Genomic DNA, 514 nt, shown 5'->3' with positions numbered 1-514 from the left:
GCTCACCCGCTTCGAGACGACGCTGCCGGTGGAAATCTGGAACCTGCTGCGTTCCGGCCTCAATCCCAAGACCAATGCCGTCGGCTCGCTGGTCTTTGCCGTCTCCATCGTGCTGGTGGTGTTTTTCGAACTGACGCTGTTGCGGAGAAAGCCGGCATGAGCGCGCCCCTTGTCGACATCCGCAACGTCTCGCACCGCTTCGGCCAGTTGCCGGTGCTGAAGAACGTCTCGCTGGCGATCGACCCCGGCAGCTACACGATCCTGCTTGGGCCGTCGGGTTCCGGCAAGACGACGCTGCTGTCGATCCTTGGCGGCTTCGTCACGCCCAGCGAAGGCAAGGTGTTCATCCGCGGCGCGGACTGCACCGCCGTGCCGCCGGCCAAGCGCCCGACGACCACCGTGTTCCAGGATTATGCGCTGTTTCCGCATATGAGCGTCGGCGGCAATGTCGGTTTCGGCTTGCGCATGCAGGGCGTCGACGCTCATATGCGGAAACAGCGCATAATCCTGGAAC

General features: G+C 63.4%; 1 protein-coding gene and 1 pseudogene. Both read left to right on the top strand.

What is annotated here, in order from left to right; translation table 11 throughout:
• Positions 1–160: pseudogene (locus EOA27_RS42865) on the top strand (ABC transporter permease); the annotation flags it as partial.
• Positions 157–514 (top strand): ABC transporter ATP-binding protein (locus EOA27_RS39640; protein WP_145970952.1); only part of this gene is annotated, 358 nt, incomplete at its 3' end. The pseudogene EOA27_RS42865 and the gene EOA27_RS39640, both read left to right, overlap by 4 nt.

This window comes from Mesorhizobium sp. M2A.F.Ca.ET.037.01.1.1, from assembly GCF_003998075.1.
Classification (GTDB): domain Bacteria; phylum Pseudomonadota; class Alphaproteobacteria; order Rhizobiales; family Rhizobiaceae; genus Mesorhizobium.
This window is presented reverse-complemented; position numbering and strand designations above follow the sequence as displayed.